We start from the raw sequence: 14,788 nt of genomic DNA, 5'->3' as shown, positions 1-14,788 counted from the left end.
CGAGCGAATCAACCCCTCAACCCTGATCAGGGTCATCCGGTGCCGGTATCAGCCTTGTGCAGCATCTGGGCCAACAGCAGGGCACCTCCGGTCGCTGCCCCTACCGCCCCCGCGGCCAGGAATCCGCGAGAGGAACGCCAGGACAGCACCGACCACCGCGACTGCGCGGAAAACAACGATCCTGTACTCAGCCACGACCCGGTTGAGATCAGCGACAGGGCGGAGCCGATCGAGCCGACCGACAGGGCGCTTCCGATCGAGCCCACTGACAGGGCCGAACCGACGGACCCCACAGACAGCACAGATCCCACTGAACCGATCGACAACACAGAGTCCTGTGACCACAAGGACAGCACTGAACCAGAGGAAGCGCGTCGGACTGACCAAACGGACAGTTTTGTCATGAGGCCATCCTGCCCGATGGTCGCTCCGTCTTGGGAGGTTGTGGACGGATGACGCGGATCTCGGGTGAGGGCCTTCCGTCATCTGGCTCGCTGCGTGGCGGGGTAGTTCCCCTTGGGCCCCCGGACCGGCCCGGATCTACGACCACGCCAGACTTCCGTGACATCCAACTGCGTGACAACGCCGACGAACACCGGCGGACGCCCACGCATACCCACGGACCATCCCAGCAGCTCAGAGCCACACCGTCCCAAGGCAACGCCCTTGCCCAAGTTGCTTCGGGACGAAGCAGTCATCGCCGAAAGGTTTGACCATCACGCCACTTCTCAAGCCCCCAAATCTCGGCGTGCTCCCGTAGGTAGTCGGCGAGTTCGGGTGGATGGAGTTCAAGCGCTCTCACGGCTGACGCGTCCGACGCGACTCGCACCGGCGAGAAGTCGCCTATGTCGGGATCACCAAGCTCAGGGCCGCTGCGGTGGTTGAGATCCATGTCCAGCACGTCAGCGCGAAAGAAGTGCTGGACGACGGTGACCTTGTCGCCTGGTTCGGTCAAGGTCAGGAACTCGCTCGCCGGGCCGATCGTGGCACCGATCTCTTCCATCACTTCACGGCGTAGAGCCGCTTCAAGGTCGGCATCCTCAGCTTCGACGCAGCCACCAACGGTCGTGTAGTAGGAGGTGCCGCCCGGCCATGCCCGGCGCAGGAACACCAGTTGTGGTGTCAGGCGAACGCCCAGTTCAGCGGCCCTACCGCCCCAAATGCCCGCAGCTTCCCAAGCTGAGAGCGCGAGTTCGTCACCCGCTCCATGATCAAGGCCCAGGTCATCGACCCGGGCTTTTTTGCTGTCTGCACCGGTGGGAGCGGCGCTGCCGCTCCTCGTCGGAGTGCCGGGAGAGCAGCGCGGCCTTCTCGGAGGACGCCTGGATCAGGTCGTACCGGTCCTCCATTTCCGGACCGTCACTGTCAGACCCGTCGGGCAGGATCGGGTCATGCTGATTGCCACGAGCGCCCGGGGTCACGCGATGAAGCGCCCTTCGAAGCCTGCGATAAGCACCATGCTCGCCAACCTGGGGCGCGACAACGAGCACATGGTGCTCGAACGACAGGACGAGGACCTCACAGGCGACTGGTACATCCAGGTCCTCCTGCGCGAGAACAACACGTACCAGCTGGAGTACCGGGACGGCGTTCCCGCGGAGCACTACCAGACGCAGACCATCTCTCAGGAGAAGGTTCTCCTAGCGCTGCTCGGTTGGGCGGCCGGCACGTCGGACTGGAGGGAAGACTTCATGTGGAACAACATCAGTTCCATGTTCAAGCGGTCCGCCCCTGAGGACGTGGACGAGCCGACCCCCTAGCATCTGTCCGCTCCCGCTCCCGCTCACACGATCACGTCGCCGGGAGCCGGACGTAGGCGTCCGCCGCCCTGACCGTGTCGCAGACACCAACGACCCGGGGATCTCCCCTGCCCGGGCGGCCGATCAGTCGCCCTTGGGCCAGACCGGGCCCTGGTCGGTCCAGATGACACCCTTGTTGCGGCACAGGCAGAAGGGGTGGCCGACCGGGTCGGTGTAGACCTGCCAGCCGTAGCCGTCGGAGTCGATGAAGTCCTGCCGCAGCGTCGCGCCGAGGTCGAGGACGCGGCGCTGCTCGGGCTCGATCTCGTCCACCTCGAAGTCGAGGTGGAACTGCTTGGGGTGCTCGCTGTCGGGCCACTGCGGAGCGCGGTAGTCGTCCACCCGGATGAAGGCCAGCTCGATCTCGCCGAACTGGATGCCGGCCAGTCTGCGGAGCTGCCTTCCTTGACCGGGCGGCCCATCACCTCGGAGTAGAAGGCCGCCAGCTTCATCGTGTCCGGGCAGTCGATGATGAAATCGGTGAGGCGCAGCATCCCGCGATCTTGGCACAAGCTCACACCCGACTCGGGCTGAGGGCTGTCACCGGGTTCCGGCTCGTGGAGCGGGAACCCGGTGGGTCGGCGAGGTCAGCGGACGTCGACGTAGTCGCCCGAGGCGGTGGCGGATGCCGTGGTGGACGTGCCGGCGAAGGTGTAGCGCCAGTAGCCGTCCGTGGACGCCGTCACCGTGGTCTTCAGGGTTCCTGTGCTGCTCGTAGTGACCGTCTTCACGGTGGTGTACGTGGACGTCCCCTTCTTACGGAACTGCAGCTTCACCAACTGGGCGGCGTAGCCGTGGTACCCGCCGCGCGTCTCCCAGTCCGCGCGGGAGAGCTTGCCGGTGACGGTGAGGGTCTTGCCCTTGGCCACCGGTTCCGGAGCCGCGTCGGCCGTCAGTGTCGCGTCACGCAGGACGGACACGGACTTGGCGGCGTGCAGGTCGGCGTGGCCCGTGCCGTCCGCGGACTCGGTCCAGGCGGCGACCTTCCAGGTGCCGGCGAGGGAGTTCCGGCCGAGGGTCCAGCGCGGCTGGATGTAGGCGAAGTGCGCCTGGCAGGTGGAGGTGGTCGCGCTGACCGTGGTGCAGGCCGCCGGCCAGGTGCCGTAGAGAACGGCGTCGGGAGTGTCGTACGAACCCTTGTAGAGGTACATGTCTCCGCTCGCGATCCCCGAGGGGTCGGTGGCGGTGAACGTCGCCGTGAACTCCTGCAGCGGCGCGTCGGTCAGCTCCACCTGCTTGCCCTCGTTGACCACGACGTTCGAGATGCGGGTCGCGCCCACCGTCTCGTCGCTGCGGGGCGCCGGGCCCGCGAACGCCCGCACGAGAGTGCGGCGGAGGATGCCGCCCTGGTCGTCGGCGGCGGTGACGCGCAGCGAGACGAAGGAGGCGGTGGCGGGCACGTCGAGCGTCGCCGAACCGTCCGCCGCGACGTCCAGGTCCGTCCAGGTGGCGCCGTCGTCCGTGGAGTAGGCGACCTCGGTGATCCGGGTGCCGGCCGTCGTCGCGTCCGTGTTGCGCGTGGTCGCGCTCGCCTGCACCCGGACCGGACCGGCGGCCGCGCGGCCGTACCCGTCGAGCCCCGGAACGCTCAACTTGGCGTCGATGAGCGGAAGTTCCCGGGCCTCGGCGTAACCGGAGCGGAACGTCCACTCGTTGCGTACGTCCGTGGACAGCCGGGAGTACGGGACGCGGCGGTGGACGGTCTGGTCGAGGGTGTACGTCTGCTGCGTCGACGGCAGGCTGGACGACGTCAGCGAGTGGTACGCGTCGAGGCCGTCGGCCCGGGCGTAGGTGACGCCGTCGGAGGAGGTCAGCTTGTACGAGTACGTCGCACGGCCGTCGATCGCCGTGTGGCCGGCCGAGTCACCGAAAGCGTTCAGCTCGGACAACCGGATCTTCCCGTGGTCCCGCTGCGAACCACCCCACTCCGAGCGAAGTGGTTGAAGCGGAGCCTCGCCGAGGGTCTCGCCCGCGCCGGTTCCGGCGGCCAGTGTCCGGTCCGGGAGGTTCAGGGTCAGCTCGCCGGTGCCGTAGGACAGCAGCCGGCTGTAGGTGACACCCGGGGTGGCGTACTCGGTGACCGAACCGGCGACGGGCACCGAGGAGCCGATGAACACGCCCGTCCACTCGCCGAAGGACGGAACACTCTGCAGCTGGGCCGTGGTCCGGGTGCCTGGAGCACCCACCTTCGTGACGGTCTTCGCCAGGGTCGAGGCACGGACCGTCACGACGGGCGAGGCGGGCACCGTGGTCGTGAAGCTGTGCGTGAGGTCGTAGCGGTAGGGACTCGGCACGCTTGCCGAGGCGCCCTTCTCGGCGAGCACCTCGTGCAGGCGCAGCGAGACACCACTGACCGAGAAGGGAGTGACGTACACCTTGTCGGCCCCCGAACCGGCGAAGCCCGCCAGGTCGCCGCCCGGAACACTGATCCACACGGCGGACGCGTCCCGGGTGGCGGTGGCGTCGTCGGTGCGGATCGCGGTCTCCTTGGCCGCGCGCTGGTCGAAGGTGACCGTTTTGGCGGCCGAGCCGACCGTGAAGGTACGGGTGAGCAGGTAGCTCGGCTCCTGCCAGTCGTTGTGCAGCGCGACCGAGAAGTAGTCACCCGGCGGCAGCTTCACGGTCGACGAGCCGCCCGCGGTGTCGCTGTCGACGGCGTACGACGTCCAGGTCCTGCGGTTCCAGACGTAGAACAGCTTGGACCGGACGTCTGCGTTCGTGATGCTCAGCTTGACCGAGTACGTCGACGCGGCAGCGTACGTCGTCGTGGGAACGCCCGGGGCGTCCTCGGGGCGCGCCGTCGACCGGAGCTTCGCGGTCGGACGGTCCGCGGTGGACTTCCCGGTCGGCTGCACGGACACCGTGCCGTTCAACGACGCGACGGAATAGCGTGTCGCGTCGGCGGCGCCTGCCGCGTCCGCCGTCACCCGGATGTCCCGTCCGCCGATGAGCTCGACGCGCCCGCGGTCCGCCAGCTCGGCGCTCCGCCCGGTCGGGGAAGCCACGTCCTCCGCCGGCGCAACCGTCCCTGTCGCGGCCGGTTCACCTTCCGACGCCGTTGCCGTGGGCGTGAGCAGCGTCGAGGCGGTCAGTGCCGCTCCGCACAGCCCCGCCGCGGCACGTCTTCGAATCCGTCCCGCGCGGAAAATGGACATCAGTTTGCCCCCCTTGACTGTCTCTCCTGAGAACCGCTCCCGGCGTATCCGCCACGGAAAACGATCAGCTCACTGTAAGGGGCTGTACCGACACCACGGAGACGATTGCCTACGACCGTGCCTGGCAGGTCCAGGAGATCCTCACCCAGCGTGGGCAGCACCGCAGTACGGGCCAGAAGTCGGCAAGTGAGCTGCCGCACCGCACCGATCCAGCGCCCCGCGTTCTTCGGTACGGCCGCATCCGGGTAGAGGTCGGTGAACATCTCCGTGATCTGGTCGTACTCGCGTCCGTTCCGGGCACTGTGGATGAACTCGGCGCTGACCGGCCGCGGGCGTAGCCAGTTGTGGCGCATCACCGGGCAAGGGAGAGGGCCGCATGACGGCTGGGGAGAAGACGCCGGTGGAGCAGGCTCTGGGGCGCTCGTACACCACGGTCGACGGAGTCATGTTCAACGTCACGCGACTGTCCGTCGAGCACCACCCCGACCGCACAGTGACATTCGTGTTCGGGCTCACCGTGGAACGACCAGGGCACCCGGACGAATGCTGGGTGGTCACTCTTCCGTGGGACGACAAGTCCTTCTCGGACGTACTCGCCTCTCCCGCACCCCCTCCGGACCGGTTGCGGCAGATGGTCAACATCGTCCACGCCCTGCTGGAGGAGTGGTGGGCCACCAAGGCCCGCAACAGGCACTCCGCGAAGATGGGCCGGCGAATCTCCTGAGCGGCCACGTCCCGAGTGTGCCCGTGGCCCCGTGGGAGCGCCGGCCGGGGCGTACGGTCCGGGCGCTCCGGTAGGTGGTGCGCGGGTCGCCGGTCGCGTTCACGAGGAGGGCCGGCAGGTCGCTGCGGATCGTGGTCGGGCGCTCGCGCGGCGGGGCAGCGGGGCCGGTGAGCCTGCCGGGATTGGAGGTCGGTAAGAAGGTCGGCATGCGGCACCACGCTGGGCAGGGCTCGCCGCTCGATCACTCCGGCAGGCAGGTGCTTCGTACTGAGGCCAACCCGAGCGGACGGCCGGGAGCAGGCCCCCTCGACGGCCGGATGTCCCGTTGGCAGGAGCGGGCCACGGTACGAGAGGGCCCAGTGTGCGCGGACGACCGGGCGACGTGCCGCCGGGGAAATCCGTCGTACGGCCCGCGGTGTGAGTGCTCTCGTCCGCCGCTCCGGCCGGCCGGAATCTGGACAAGTCGAGAGAAAACCGGGCGCTGTCTGTCGCTGGTGGCGGGTATCGCATGCCAAGGACGCAGCGGCCGGATCCGCGCAGGCGCATACTGGAGGCGATGACTAAGCCAGCCGCAAAGCGCTATCTGCCGACCAGCCCCTTCAAGGTCCCGGTCACGCCACCTGTCAGCGAGTTCGCCGTGGGGGACCGGGTCACGCACGACGTGTACGGCCTCGGCCAGGTGATCGGCATCGAGGACGGAATCGCGGTGCTCGTCGACTTCGGTTCCGTACAGAAGCGGATCATGAGTCCGTACTCCAAGATGAGCAAGCTGTAGGACCCCGTGCCCGTTCACGGCACGCCGACAGCCCTCCAGACCACGCACGAATACGAATGGGAGATCCCCCGTCGAATCGACCTCGCTGTTCTCCGCTCCTGAGGGAGCGCCCCGCACCGCCGACGCGGGTTCGCCGCCTCCTGCGACGAACCCCTTCCAGGCCCCGGACTTCGGGGAGGACGGCTCTCACGACGAGACTTTCCTCACCGACGACGCGAACGCGCCCGTCCCGGGCATGCGTGCGACCCATGGGCGCTGAGCACCCAAACCGCGGTCAGGGCCGTCCCTCGGCCCCGTGCCGGAGAGACCCCCAGGCCGTGAACCTGGGGGTCTCGTGCGCCCCGTCGCCGTCGCCTCGGGACCGGCGACAGCCGAAGCCGTGACCGCAGGCGCGGCCACAGCGACGGTGATGCGGCGGCCGTAGCCGCAGCGCGGGCATGGCCGAAGCGGCCGTGACCGTAGGCCGCGGTGCAGCCGAGCCGTTGCTCAGCCATGGCCGTTGCCGGGTAGCGCGGCCACAGCGGCTGAGCAGGTAGCCACCGCGGCGGTCGTACGCAGCGCCGGCCGTCCGCCGACTCGGTCCGTCCACCCCAGGTGTCCGCCTTCGCAGTGGCAGCGATCAGACGCACACCCGCGCATCGGCCCGCCCGCAGCCGCCGACGCCCTGCTACGCCCCCGGCGAGCACCCCCCTAGCACGCGCCCCGGCCCGCGCCTGCGGAGTCCGCGCCCCGCCGGCCCGCGCCCCGCGCGCTCCTCTCCGAGTACACCGAGCTGCGTCCGCCCGGGGAGAGTTTTCGGATGGTTTGCCCGCCCCCGGGCCGTGGTCGCCTCGCAACTCTCCGGTCACGGTGCTTCGTTGACAGGGAGCGCCGCCGGGCGTTGACTGGCGGGACGGTGGAGACCGGCCGGGCGGGCCATGAGCGTCGAGGCCCCGGGTCGGACCGGGCGCCGCGAGCCCGGCCTGACCCGGCCGAGGGGCCGGGTGGCACTCGGCCGACGCGACGCACAGGAAGTGGCACACGATGATGTACGACCAGGCACGCGCCCAGCAGCCCCCGGACAAGAACTCGGGAGCCGCCGCGCGCCGGACCCAGGGGCCGGACTCCCTGATCCCCGCCGAGGAGCGGGACCGGGTCTCCCAGCGCCTGCGCCAGGCCCTCCTCGACTTCGCGGAGACACCGCGCGAGGCGCTTGAAGACGCCGAGAGTGCCTTCGACGAGGTCACCGCACAGCTCGCGGACGCGCTGGCGGAACGGCGGCGGGCGCTGCGGGCGGGCTGGCAGGACCAGGACGCCCAGGCGCAGGCGGAGGAATTCCGGAACGCGCTGCGGCAGTACCGGGAGATCACGGAGCGACTGCTGCGCCTGTGAGGCGGCGGCGGGCTGCGAGGACCGGCACCGTCCCGTTCGTACGGGCCCCGGTCGTACCGGTCGCAGTACGATTGACGCGGGTGGCGCACGCTCACGTGCGACTGCCCGGAAGGGCGACTCCGGCGTGTCCCGCCGGAGTCGTTTACGCGGCGGGTGCGCGGTTCATGTGGCCCCCGAACCGCACACGGGCCGGACCGGCGCTCCGCTCAGGGAGGACACCGGCGGGCGCACCCGGCGGCAGCGCGGCGCGGCCCGGCCGCGGCTTTGCGGGTCAGTCGGTCAGGCCGGGGAGGCGCTCCGAGTCGCTGACGAAGGCCAGGGCCAGATCGGCCAGGCGGCGGTTGTGCGCACGTGCGTAGCTGCGCAGTGCGGTGAACGCCTGTTCCATGTCGACGCCCTGCCGTTCCGCCAGCTTCCCCTTGGCCTGTTCGATCAGCACGCGGCTGTTCAGTGCCGTCTGGAGCTGCTCGTTCAGGGCGGTGCTGCGGTGTGCGGAGCGGTGTTGCAGCAGGCTGATGGTGGCGACGTCGGCCAGGGCCTGGGCGAGGGACGTGGCGGCCGGATCGTAGGGGCCCGGGGTGGCGCGGAACAGGTTCAGCGCGCCGACGACCTCGTCCCGCAGCCGCATCGGCAGCGCCTGGACCGCCCCGAACCCGCAGAGACGGGCCGCCTCGGTGAAGTGCGGCCAGCGGTCGGCCTGCGCCGACAGGTCGGGCACCGAGACCGGCGAGCCGGAGCGGAAGCAGTCTAGGCAGGGCCCTTCGTCGCTCTGCAGCTGGAACAGTTCCAGGAGGCGCACCTGTTCGTCGGAGGCGGCCATCACGCGGAGGGTGCCGTCGAGGTCCGCCAGCAGTACGCCGGCGGCGCTCGCGTCGAGCATGCTCACGCAGCGGTCGGTCACCAGGCGGAGGAAGTCCATCAGGTCGAAGTCGGCGACCAGGTTGTCGGCCAACTCGACGAAGGTCCTGGCGAGGAGCCGCTCATCCATCGTGCACACCTTCTGTCGGAATCGGTCCGCCGGGGAGGGGCGGGACGTACGGAGAGGCAGCCATGGCCGTCCGTCCCCGGGCGTCAGTCGTCACCATCGGGCCCACCCGCTTCCGGCCCCGGTGCCGGCCTCGGTCCCGGTTCAGAATGCGGCCCCGGTCTTGGCTCCGGTCCCGGATGCGGCCCCGGTCTTGGCTCCGGTTCCGGTTCCCTATGCGGCTCCGGACCCGCGCCCGGACTCGTGTCGTACGACTGCCCGTCCGGGGTCATGTGCAACCGGTGGGCCAGTACGTCGGACGCGACCTCGGCGAGTCGGCGCCCGTTCGCGTACGCATGGGCCCTCAGTCGTACGAACGCCTCCTCGATGCCGACACCGAGCTGGACGGTGAGCATGCCGCTCGCCTGGTCGATCGCCGCACGGTACGCGCCGAGGTCCTCCAGGCGCCCGTCCCACGAAGGCCCTCCGCCGGACGGGACGCCCGGCTCCCCGGCCCCGCTGTGCAGCAGCACCAGCGTGGCGGCGTCGGCGAAGGCCAGCGCGTCGGCGAGTTCCTCCGCGTCCAGTTCGACGGGGGCCGCCGCGTAGAGGTCGAGCACCCCGGGACTGATCGCCCCGATCTGCAGCGGCAGGGCGAAGACGGCACCGGCTCCCGCGTCGACGGCCGAGACCGCGAACACCGGCCAGCGGGCGCGGACTTCCTCGGCACGCAGATCCGGGGCCAGTACGCAGACGCCGAGCGCGAAGGCGTCCAGGCACGGACCTTCACCGAGCGTCAGCTGCAGTTCCTCCAGCTGCTCGCTCACCTCGTCGGTGCTGCACAGCGGATGACAGGCCTCGGTGTCCGACATCGCCGACACCCCGGCACCGCCGACCGGGAGAGCGGCCACCGCCGCGGTGCACACGTCGACGACAGCGACCCGCGCGCCACGTATGGCCGCCTGTTCGGCCACGAGCGAAGTGATCCGTGCCGTCCGTCCGGCGTTCATCAGTCAGGGGCTCGAGCCGTACGGCGAGCGCGTGACGAAGGGAGCATGACGCCTCGGTTCGCGGGAGGACGCGTCCGGTGACCGGACGTCAGGTCCGCTCCCCGTCGGCATCGTGTCCAACTGGAGTTGTGCCGCCGGGGTCTGGGACGTCCACACCAGCAGCATAGACCGCGCGGGGACGGGCCGAGCCGCCGCAGCCGCCCCTCTCTGACTCCGACGCCCGGTTTACCCCGCGGGCCCGCACTGCCACGATGCCGAGTCCGGGGGGTGTCCGCCCGCGGCGGGGGAGGTTCGTATGACCGAGGTGTACTTGCGCAGACTGTCCCGGTGGCAGGCCGAGCAGCAGCGGGACGGTGTCGCGGACGTGCACGTGGCGGCGTACCGCGGTGCCGCGGGTGCCGAGTACCGCGACCGTCAGAGTTTTCTGCGGGAGTTCGAACAGCACGTGCGGCAGCGGGACTTCGACATGGTGGTCGCCGACACGAACGGCCTGGTGGGCTGCGCCTACGGCCACCGGATCGACCGCACCGGCGACTGGTGGTCGGGCTTCCGCGGCGGCCTGCCGCCGGACATCGAGGAACTCACCGCCTCGGGACGGACGTTCCTGCTGGCCGAGCTGATGGTCGTGCCGGGCCTGCGGCGCCGCGGGATCGCGACCCGGCTGGCCGAGCGGCTGCTGGCGCGCCTCGACACCGACCTGGTCGTCGCGACCGTGGACCGGCCGGACGAGAACGGCCACGCGAACGCGGCGGCCAGGACCCTGCACACCTGGGGCTGGTCGAGGCTCGGCGAGGTCGGCCCGCCCGCCGTGCCGACCGCCGGAATCGGCGCCGGTAGCGGACCCCACGGCGGGGGCCGGCCCGGCAGCGGCGTGGGTCCCGGCCACCACCAGACGGTCACCCGGGAGGTCTGGATCCGCAGACCACCGCGCTGAGCGGCCACCGCCCGCGGGCACGAAGGGCACGTTCGCCGGGTCAATGGGCGCCGGCCGCCGCGGCCGTCATCAGCGGTTCGGCGTCCGCCGCGTCGGCCTCCGGAGGCACGACCAGCAGGTCCCAGCGGCCCCGGCCTGGGCTGAGCAGACAGACGGTGTGCGTGCCGTGCGTGCGCGCGGACCGGCGCACTCGTACGACGTGGTTGGCGACGAGCATCCGGCCCGGACCCGCCGACCACATGGCCGTGTCCACGGTGACGCCGGTGATGTGTCCCCAAGCGGCGGGCAAAACGCTGAGCAGCAGCGGCAGTTCGGCCAGGAGATCGCGCGAGCGGGGCCACCATGCCCCGTCGATGGGGCGCGGCGAGGTGCTGGGCGGTGCCAGCCGGAGGCGGGCGGCGGGCTGGGCGGGCACGGGCTGGAGGGCGGTGGCCATGGAGGCGCTCCTGTCTGGGGCACGCCTCGGGCGTGCCATGGGCTCGGGTACGGCGTGCCTCGGGGCGGGCCGGGCGAGCGGGGCGGAGCGGTCGAACCGGTCGACAGCCACGCCTCCCCGACCTCGAGGCGCGTGGTCCGGCCGGGGTCTCGGGCTGTCCTCGCGTACGGGTGTGCGCTGCGTGATCGCGTGGAGCGGCAGGGAGAGTGGATCGCGTGGAGCGGCAGGGAGAGTGGGGCGACCGTCGGGTGACGACCTCACTCCGCTCGGCGCCGGGTGCCGAGCCGGTTGCCACGCAGGGCACAGGGGTTGTCCGGTCCGGTGCCCGAAAGGGGCTGTCCTACACGTCGCTCGGTGCGCGCGACGCGTCGACTGCGCGCGGCCGTACGGCAGTTGGCGTACGCGGTGGACCAGCGGCCTGAGCGGTACTCGCCCCGGGGGAAGGGAGGTCCGGCGTCGTCGTGAGCCGAGGACGAGACCGGTCCGATCACCGGCGTACGACGAGTCCTCGGCCTCCTCACCCTACTCCGCCTGCCGGACGCCGGGCCTGGACGACCACCGCGTGGACGCCCCTTCCGCCCGCGGCACGGCACTCGCGCGCATCTCGCTGAATATCGTTCGCCAATCGCCAGAAGTCGAACAGCGATGGTCACTTGACGATCTCATTCGGGCAGATCGAGAGGAGCACGGCTCGCCCTCCGTCAGAGCCATACGCTGGTTCTGCGGCAGCCCGTGCCCCCGGCCCTCTCCGCAGTTCCGTTCCGCGCAACCGAGCCCCTGCGCAAGGCGAGGTTCCTCCCGTGGGGGACGGGCCGGACCGATGGGGAAAGAGGAGTTGGGGCGATGGCCGCTCAACCCGACCTGTTCGACGAGTGCCGCATGATCCGGGCCTGCGGCGAGCTGGACCTGACGACCACCCCGGACCTCGCCCATGATCTGGAGGACGCCCGGCAGGGCATCGGACGCCTCTTCCTCATCGTCGACCTGCGCAGGGTGACGTTCATGGACGGCAGCGTCCTGGACCCGCTGTGCTCGGCCTGGGAGGACTGCCGGGGACGACGGGGCTGGGCACGCGTCGTCTACACCCGGCCGGGACTGGGGCTGGTCCTGAGGGCGGGCGCGCTCCAGGCGCGTTTCCCCCGGTACGCGAGCGCCCAGAACGCCTGGCGGGGCGTGCCCGCCGACTGCCTGCGCGGCGGGCCACGGCCCTGGGACACCGGGGCGGCGGGCGTCGGGTGAGGGGCCCGCGGTCGGGAGGGACTGGGGACTGCCGACGTCGGGTGATGTTTGCAGATGCCAGGTTTTCGCGCCTATGTTGGCGCGTATGCAGTCGTACACCATCGGACAGGCGGCCCGTCTGCTCGGCGTGAGCCCGGACACCGCACGGCGCTGGGCGGACGCCGGCCGTGTGGCCACCCACCGGGACGCGGGCGGCAGGCGGCTCGTCGACGGCCGGGATCTCGCGGCGTTCTCGGTCGAGCTCGCCCGGACCGGGGACGACGAGGAGAACGTCGCCCACACCTCCGTACGCAACGCCTTCCCCGGCATCGTCACGGCGGTGAAGCTCGGGGATGTCGCGGCGCAGGTGGAGATCCAGGCCGGACCGCACCGGCTGGTCTCCCTGCTCACGCGCGAGGCCGTGGAGGAACTGGGCCTCGAGGTCGGCATGGAGGCCACGGCCCGCGTGAAGTCCACCAGCGTGCACATCGACCGCGCGTAGCTGCCGCCGTGGTGACCGCGCGTAGCGGCGCCCGAGATGACCGCGGGTAGCGACCGTCGCGTGCCGGACGGGACGAACGGCGGAGTCGTAGAAACGCACATGCGCGTATTCAGCTCCGATCCGACAGCTCATGCGATGCGACAGGAGACTTATGACTCGGATCTGCGGAAGTATGATCGGTGTATGCCCGGCTGACTCGTTCAGCGCCGGGCGCGGCAGCTGCCCCGAGGAGTGCACCGTGATGACCCGTTCCGCGCGCCGGACGCGCCGCATTCGCCGGACCCTGCGGGTGGCGGGTGCGGGAGCCGCCGTACTGCTGAGCGTGAGCGCCTGCTCCTCGGGCACCGGCTCGGGCTCCGGGGACGGCGGCGGGGCCCCGGAGTCCCGGAAGATCTCCGGGACGGTGACCGTTTTCGCCGCCGCCTCGCTGAAGGAGAGCTTCACGACGCTGGGCAGGCAGTTCGAGAAGGCCCACCCCGGTACGGACGTGGCCTTCAACTTCGGCGGCAGCGACACGCTGGCCGCCGGAATCACCGGCGGCGCACCGGCCGATGTGTTCGCCGCCGCCAGTCCCAGGACGATGGCACTCGTCACGGACCACGAGGACGCCGCCGGCACCCCGGTCACCTTCGCCCGCAACCAGCTGGAGATCGCGGCCCTGCCGGGCAACCCCGACGAGGTCTCCTCCCTGAAGGACCTCACCCGGCCCGGCCTCAAGGTCGTGCTGTGCGACAAGACCGTGCCGTGCGGCGCCGCCGCGCAGAAGGCGCTGGACACCGCCGGCCTGAAGCTCACCCCGGTCTCCTACGAGCAGGACGTCAAGAGCGCCCTGACCAAGGTGGAGCTGAAGGAGGCCGACGCCGCGGTCGTCTACAGGACCGATGTGAAGGCGGCGGGTGACAAGGTGGAGGGCGTGGAGTTCCCCGAGTCGGCCGAGGCCGTCAACGACTATCCGATCGCGCTGCTCGAGAACGCGCGCGAGGACGCCGCGGCGAAGGCGTTCATCGAGCTGGTGCGGTCCGCCGACGGTCTGCGGGTACTGACCTCGGCCGGGTTCCTGGCGCCGTGACCCGGGCGGGGCGCGGGACGGCCGGGACCGGGACGCTGGGCCGGGCCCCGCTCGCGCTGCTCCTGCCCGCCCTCGTCGGTCTGACGTTCCTGCTGCTGCCGCTGGTGGCCCTGCTCGTACGGGCCCCGTGGCGCAGTCTCCCGGACCAGCTGACCAGCCCGGAGGTCTGGCAGGCCCTCCAGCTGTCCCTGATCTCCGCGACCGCGGCCACCGCGGTGAGCCTGCTGCTGGGGGTGCCGCTGGCCTGGCTCCTCGCGCGGACCGACTTCCCCGGACGCGGGTTCGTACGGGCGCTGGTGACGCTGCCCCTCGTCCTGCCGCCGGTGGTGGGCGGTGTCGCGCTGCTGCTGGCGCTCGGCCGCAACGGCGTCGTCGGGCAGTGGCTGGACTCGGCCTTCGGGATCACGCTGCCGTTCACCACGGCGGGGGTGGTGGTCGCCGAGACGTTCGTGGCGATGCCGTTCCTCGTGATCAGCGTGGAGGGCACCCTGCGGGCGGCCGACCCGCGGTACGAGGAGGCGGCGGCCACGCTGGGCGCGTCCCGCTTCACCGCGTTCCGCCGGGTGACGCTGCCGTTGATCGCGCCCGGGATCGCGGCGGGGTCCGTACTGGCGTGGGCCCGCGCGCTCGGCGAGTTCGGCGCGACGATCACGTTCGCCGGCAACTTTCCCGGCCGTACGCAGACCATGCCGCTGGCCGTCTACCTCGCCCTGCAGAACGAACCGGCCGCGGCGATCGCACTGAGCCTGGTGCTGCTGGCGGTGTCGATCGCCGTCCTCGCGGGCCTGCGGGACCGCTGGATGACGACCACATGACCACCCCCCGACCTCA

16 protein-coding genes and 1 pseudogene are annotated in these 14,788 nt (G+C 70.9%); 9 read left to right on the top strand and 8 right to left on the bottom strand.

Going from position 1 to position 14,788, the window contains the following annotated elements:
* Window positions 1–32: 32 nt before the first annotated feature.
* The 3 genes from ACFYP4_RS14190 to ACFYP4_RS14180 form a co-directional block, all read right to left on the bottom strand.
* The gene (locus ACFYP4_RS14190) at window positions 33–404 is read right to left on the bottom strand and encodes a hypothetical protein (protein ID WP_358850802.1); all 372 of its coding nucleotides are present in this window, start codon (window positions 402–404) and stop codon (window positions 33–35) included.
* 290 nt (window positions 405–694) lie between these two features.
* Window positions 695–1,111 (bottom strand): NUDIX hydrolase, encoded by a 417-nt coding sequence (locus tag ACFYP4_RS14185; RefSeq protein ID WP_358850803.1) that lies wholly within the window; start codon window positions 1,109–1,111, stop codon window positions 695–697.
* Between the two features lie 112 nt (window positions 1,112–1,223).
* On the bottom strand, window positions 1,224–1,349 hold the full coding sequence (locus ACFYP4_RS14180) for a hypothetical protein (RefSeq protein ID WP_388785412.1): 126 nt from the start codon (window positions 1,347–1,349) through the stop codon (window positions 1,224–1,226).
* Window positions 1,350–1,457: 108 nt separating this feature from the next.
* Here ACFYP4_RS14180 and ACFYP4_RS14175 point away from each other — a divergent pair, with 108 nt between their 5' ends.
* Window positions 1,458–1,760, top strand: coding sequence for a hypothetical protein (locus ACFYP4_RS14175; RefSeq protein ID WP_358850804.1), 303 nt, complete (start codon window positions 1,458–1,460; stop codon window positions 1,758–1,760).
* Between the two features lie 123 nt (window positions 1,761–1,883).
* Here the strand turns inward: ACFYP4_RS14175 and ACFYP4_RS14170 are convergent.
* A pseudogene (locus ACFYP4_RS14170) lies at window positions 1,884–2,293 on the bottom strand (VOC family protein).
* Window positions 2,294–2,386: 93 nt separating this feature from the next.
* Complete coding sequence (locus ACFYP4_RS14165; RefSeq protein WP_358850806.1) at window positions 2,387–4,804, bottom strand: hypothetical protein; 2,418 nt, start codon at window positions 4,802–4,804, stop codon at window positions 2,387–2,389.
* A 526-nt stretch (window positions 4,805–5,330) separates the two neighbouring features.
* Here ACFYP4_RS14165 and ACFYP4_RS14160 point away from each other — a divergent pair.
* The 3 genes from ACFYP4_RS14160 to ACFYP4_RS14150 all read left to right on the top strand — a co-directional run bounded on the left by ACFYP4_RS14160 (window position 5,331) and on the right by ACFYP4_RS14150 (window position 7,824).
* On the top strand, window positions 5,331–5,678 hold the full coding sequence (locus ACFYP4_RS14160) for a hypothetical protein (RefSeq protein WP_358850807.1): 348 nt from the start codon (window positions 5,331–5,333) through the stop codon (window positions 5,676–5,678).
* A 556-nt stretch (window positions 5,679–6,234) separates the two neighbouring features.
* On the top strand, window positions 6,235–6,453 hold the full coding sequence (locus ACFYP4_RS14155; protein WP_358850808.1) for a hypothetical protein: 219 nt from the start codon (window positions 6,235–6,237) through the stop codon (window positions 6,451–6,453).
* 1,023 nt (window positions 6,454–7,476) lie between these two features.
* Window positions 7,477–7,824, top strand: a complete 348-nt coding sequence (locus ACFYP4_RS14150) for a hypothetical protein (protein WP_358850809.1) — start codon at window positions 7,477–7,479, stop codon at window positions 7,822–7,824.
* Window positions 7,825–8,095: 271 nt separating this feature from the next.
* Here ACFYP4_RS14150 and ACFYP4_RS14145 read toward each other — a convergent pair whose 3' ends face one another.
* Window positions 8,096–8,812, bottom strand: coding sequence for a GAF and ANTAR domain-containing protein (locus ACFYP4_RS14145; protein ID WP_358850810.1), 717 nt, complete (start codon window positions 8,810–8,812; stop codon window positions 8,096–8,098).
* A gap of 83 nt (window positions 8,813–8,895) precedes the next feature.
* Entirely contained in the window at window positions 8,896–9,798 is a 903-nt protein-coding gene (locus ACFYP4_RS14140; protein WP_358850811.1) for a GAF and ANTAR domain-containing protein, read from the bottom strand.
* 295 nt (window positions 9,799–10,093) lie between these two features.
* Between ACFYP4_RS14140 and ACFYP4_RS14135 the strand changes: the two genes are divergently transcribed.
* On the top strand, window positions 10,094–10,732 hold the full coding sequence (locus ACFYP4_RS14135) for a GNAT family N-acetyltransferase (protein ID WP_388785408.1): 639 nt from the start codon (window positions 10,094–10,096) through the stop codon (window positions 10,730–10,732).
* Window positions 10,733–10,772: 40 nt separating this feature from the next.
* Here the strand turns inward: ACFYP4_RS14135 and ACFYP4_RS14130 are convergent, their stop codons facing one another.
* Window positions 10,773–11,168: a DUF5994 family protein gene (locus tag ACFYP4_RS14130; protein WP_388785406.1), complete on the bottom strand. Its 396-nt coding sequence runs from the start codon at window positions 11,166–11,168 to the stop codon at window positions 10,773–10,775.
* Between the two features lie 843 nt (window positions 11,169–12,011).
* On the opposite strand from ACFYP4_RS14130, the gene ACFYP4_RS14125 reads away from it, so the two are divergent.
* From ACFYP4_RS14125 to ACFYP4_RS14110, 4 genes are all read left to right on the top strand, one after another.
* A complete protein-coding gene (locus ACFYP4_RS14125) occupies window positions 12,012–12,407 on the top strand; it encodes an STAS domain-containing protein (RefSeq protein WP_358850813.1) in 396 nt (131 codons plus the stop codon).
* A gap of 85 nt (window positions 12,408–12,492) precedes the next feature.
* The gene (locus ACFYP4_RS14120; RefSeq protein ID WP_358850814.1) at window positions 12,493–12,888 is read left to right on the top strand and encodes a helix-turn-helix transcriptional regulator; all 396 of its coding nucleotides are present in this window, start codon (window positions 12,493–12,495) and stop codon (window positions 12,886–12,888) included.
* Window positions 12,889–13,129: 241 nt separating this feature from the next.
* Window positions 13,130–13,957, top strand: coding sequence for a molybdate ABC transporter substrate-binding protein (gene modA / locus ACFYP4_RS14115; protein ID WP_358850815.1), 828 nt, complete (start codon window positions 13,130–13,132; stop codon window positions 13,955–13,957).
* Window positions 13,954–14,772: an ABC transporter permease gene (locus tag ACFYP4_RS14110; RefSeq protein WP_358850816.1), complete on the top strand. Its 819-nt coding sequence runs from the start codon at window positions 13,954–13,956 to the stop codon at window positions 14,770–14,772. Before modA ends, ACFYP4_RS14110 begins: the two co-directional genes overlap by 4 nt.
* Window positions 14,773–14,788: the final 16 nt, after the last annotated feature.

This window comes from Streptomyces sp. NPDC005551 (assembly GCF_042871785.1).
Lineage (GTDB): Bacteria > Actinomycetota > Actinomycetes > Streptomycetales > Streptomycetaceae > Streptomyces.
The sequence above is the reverse complement of the archived record's forward strand: the minus strand, read 5'-3'. Positions and strand labels throughout refer to the sequence as shown.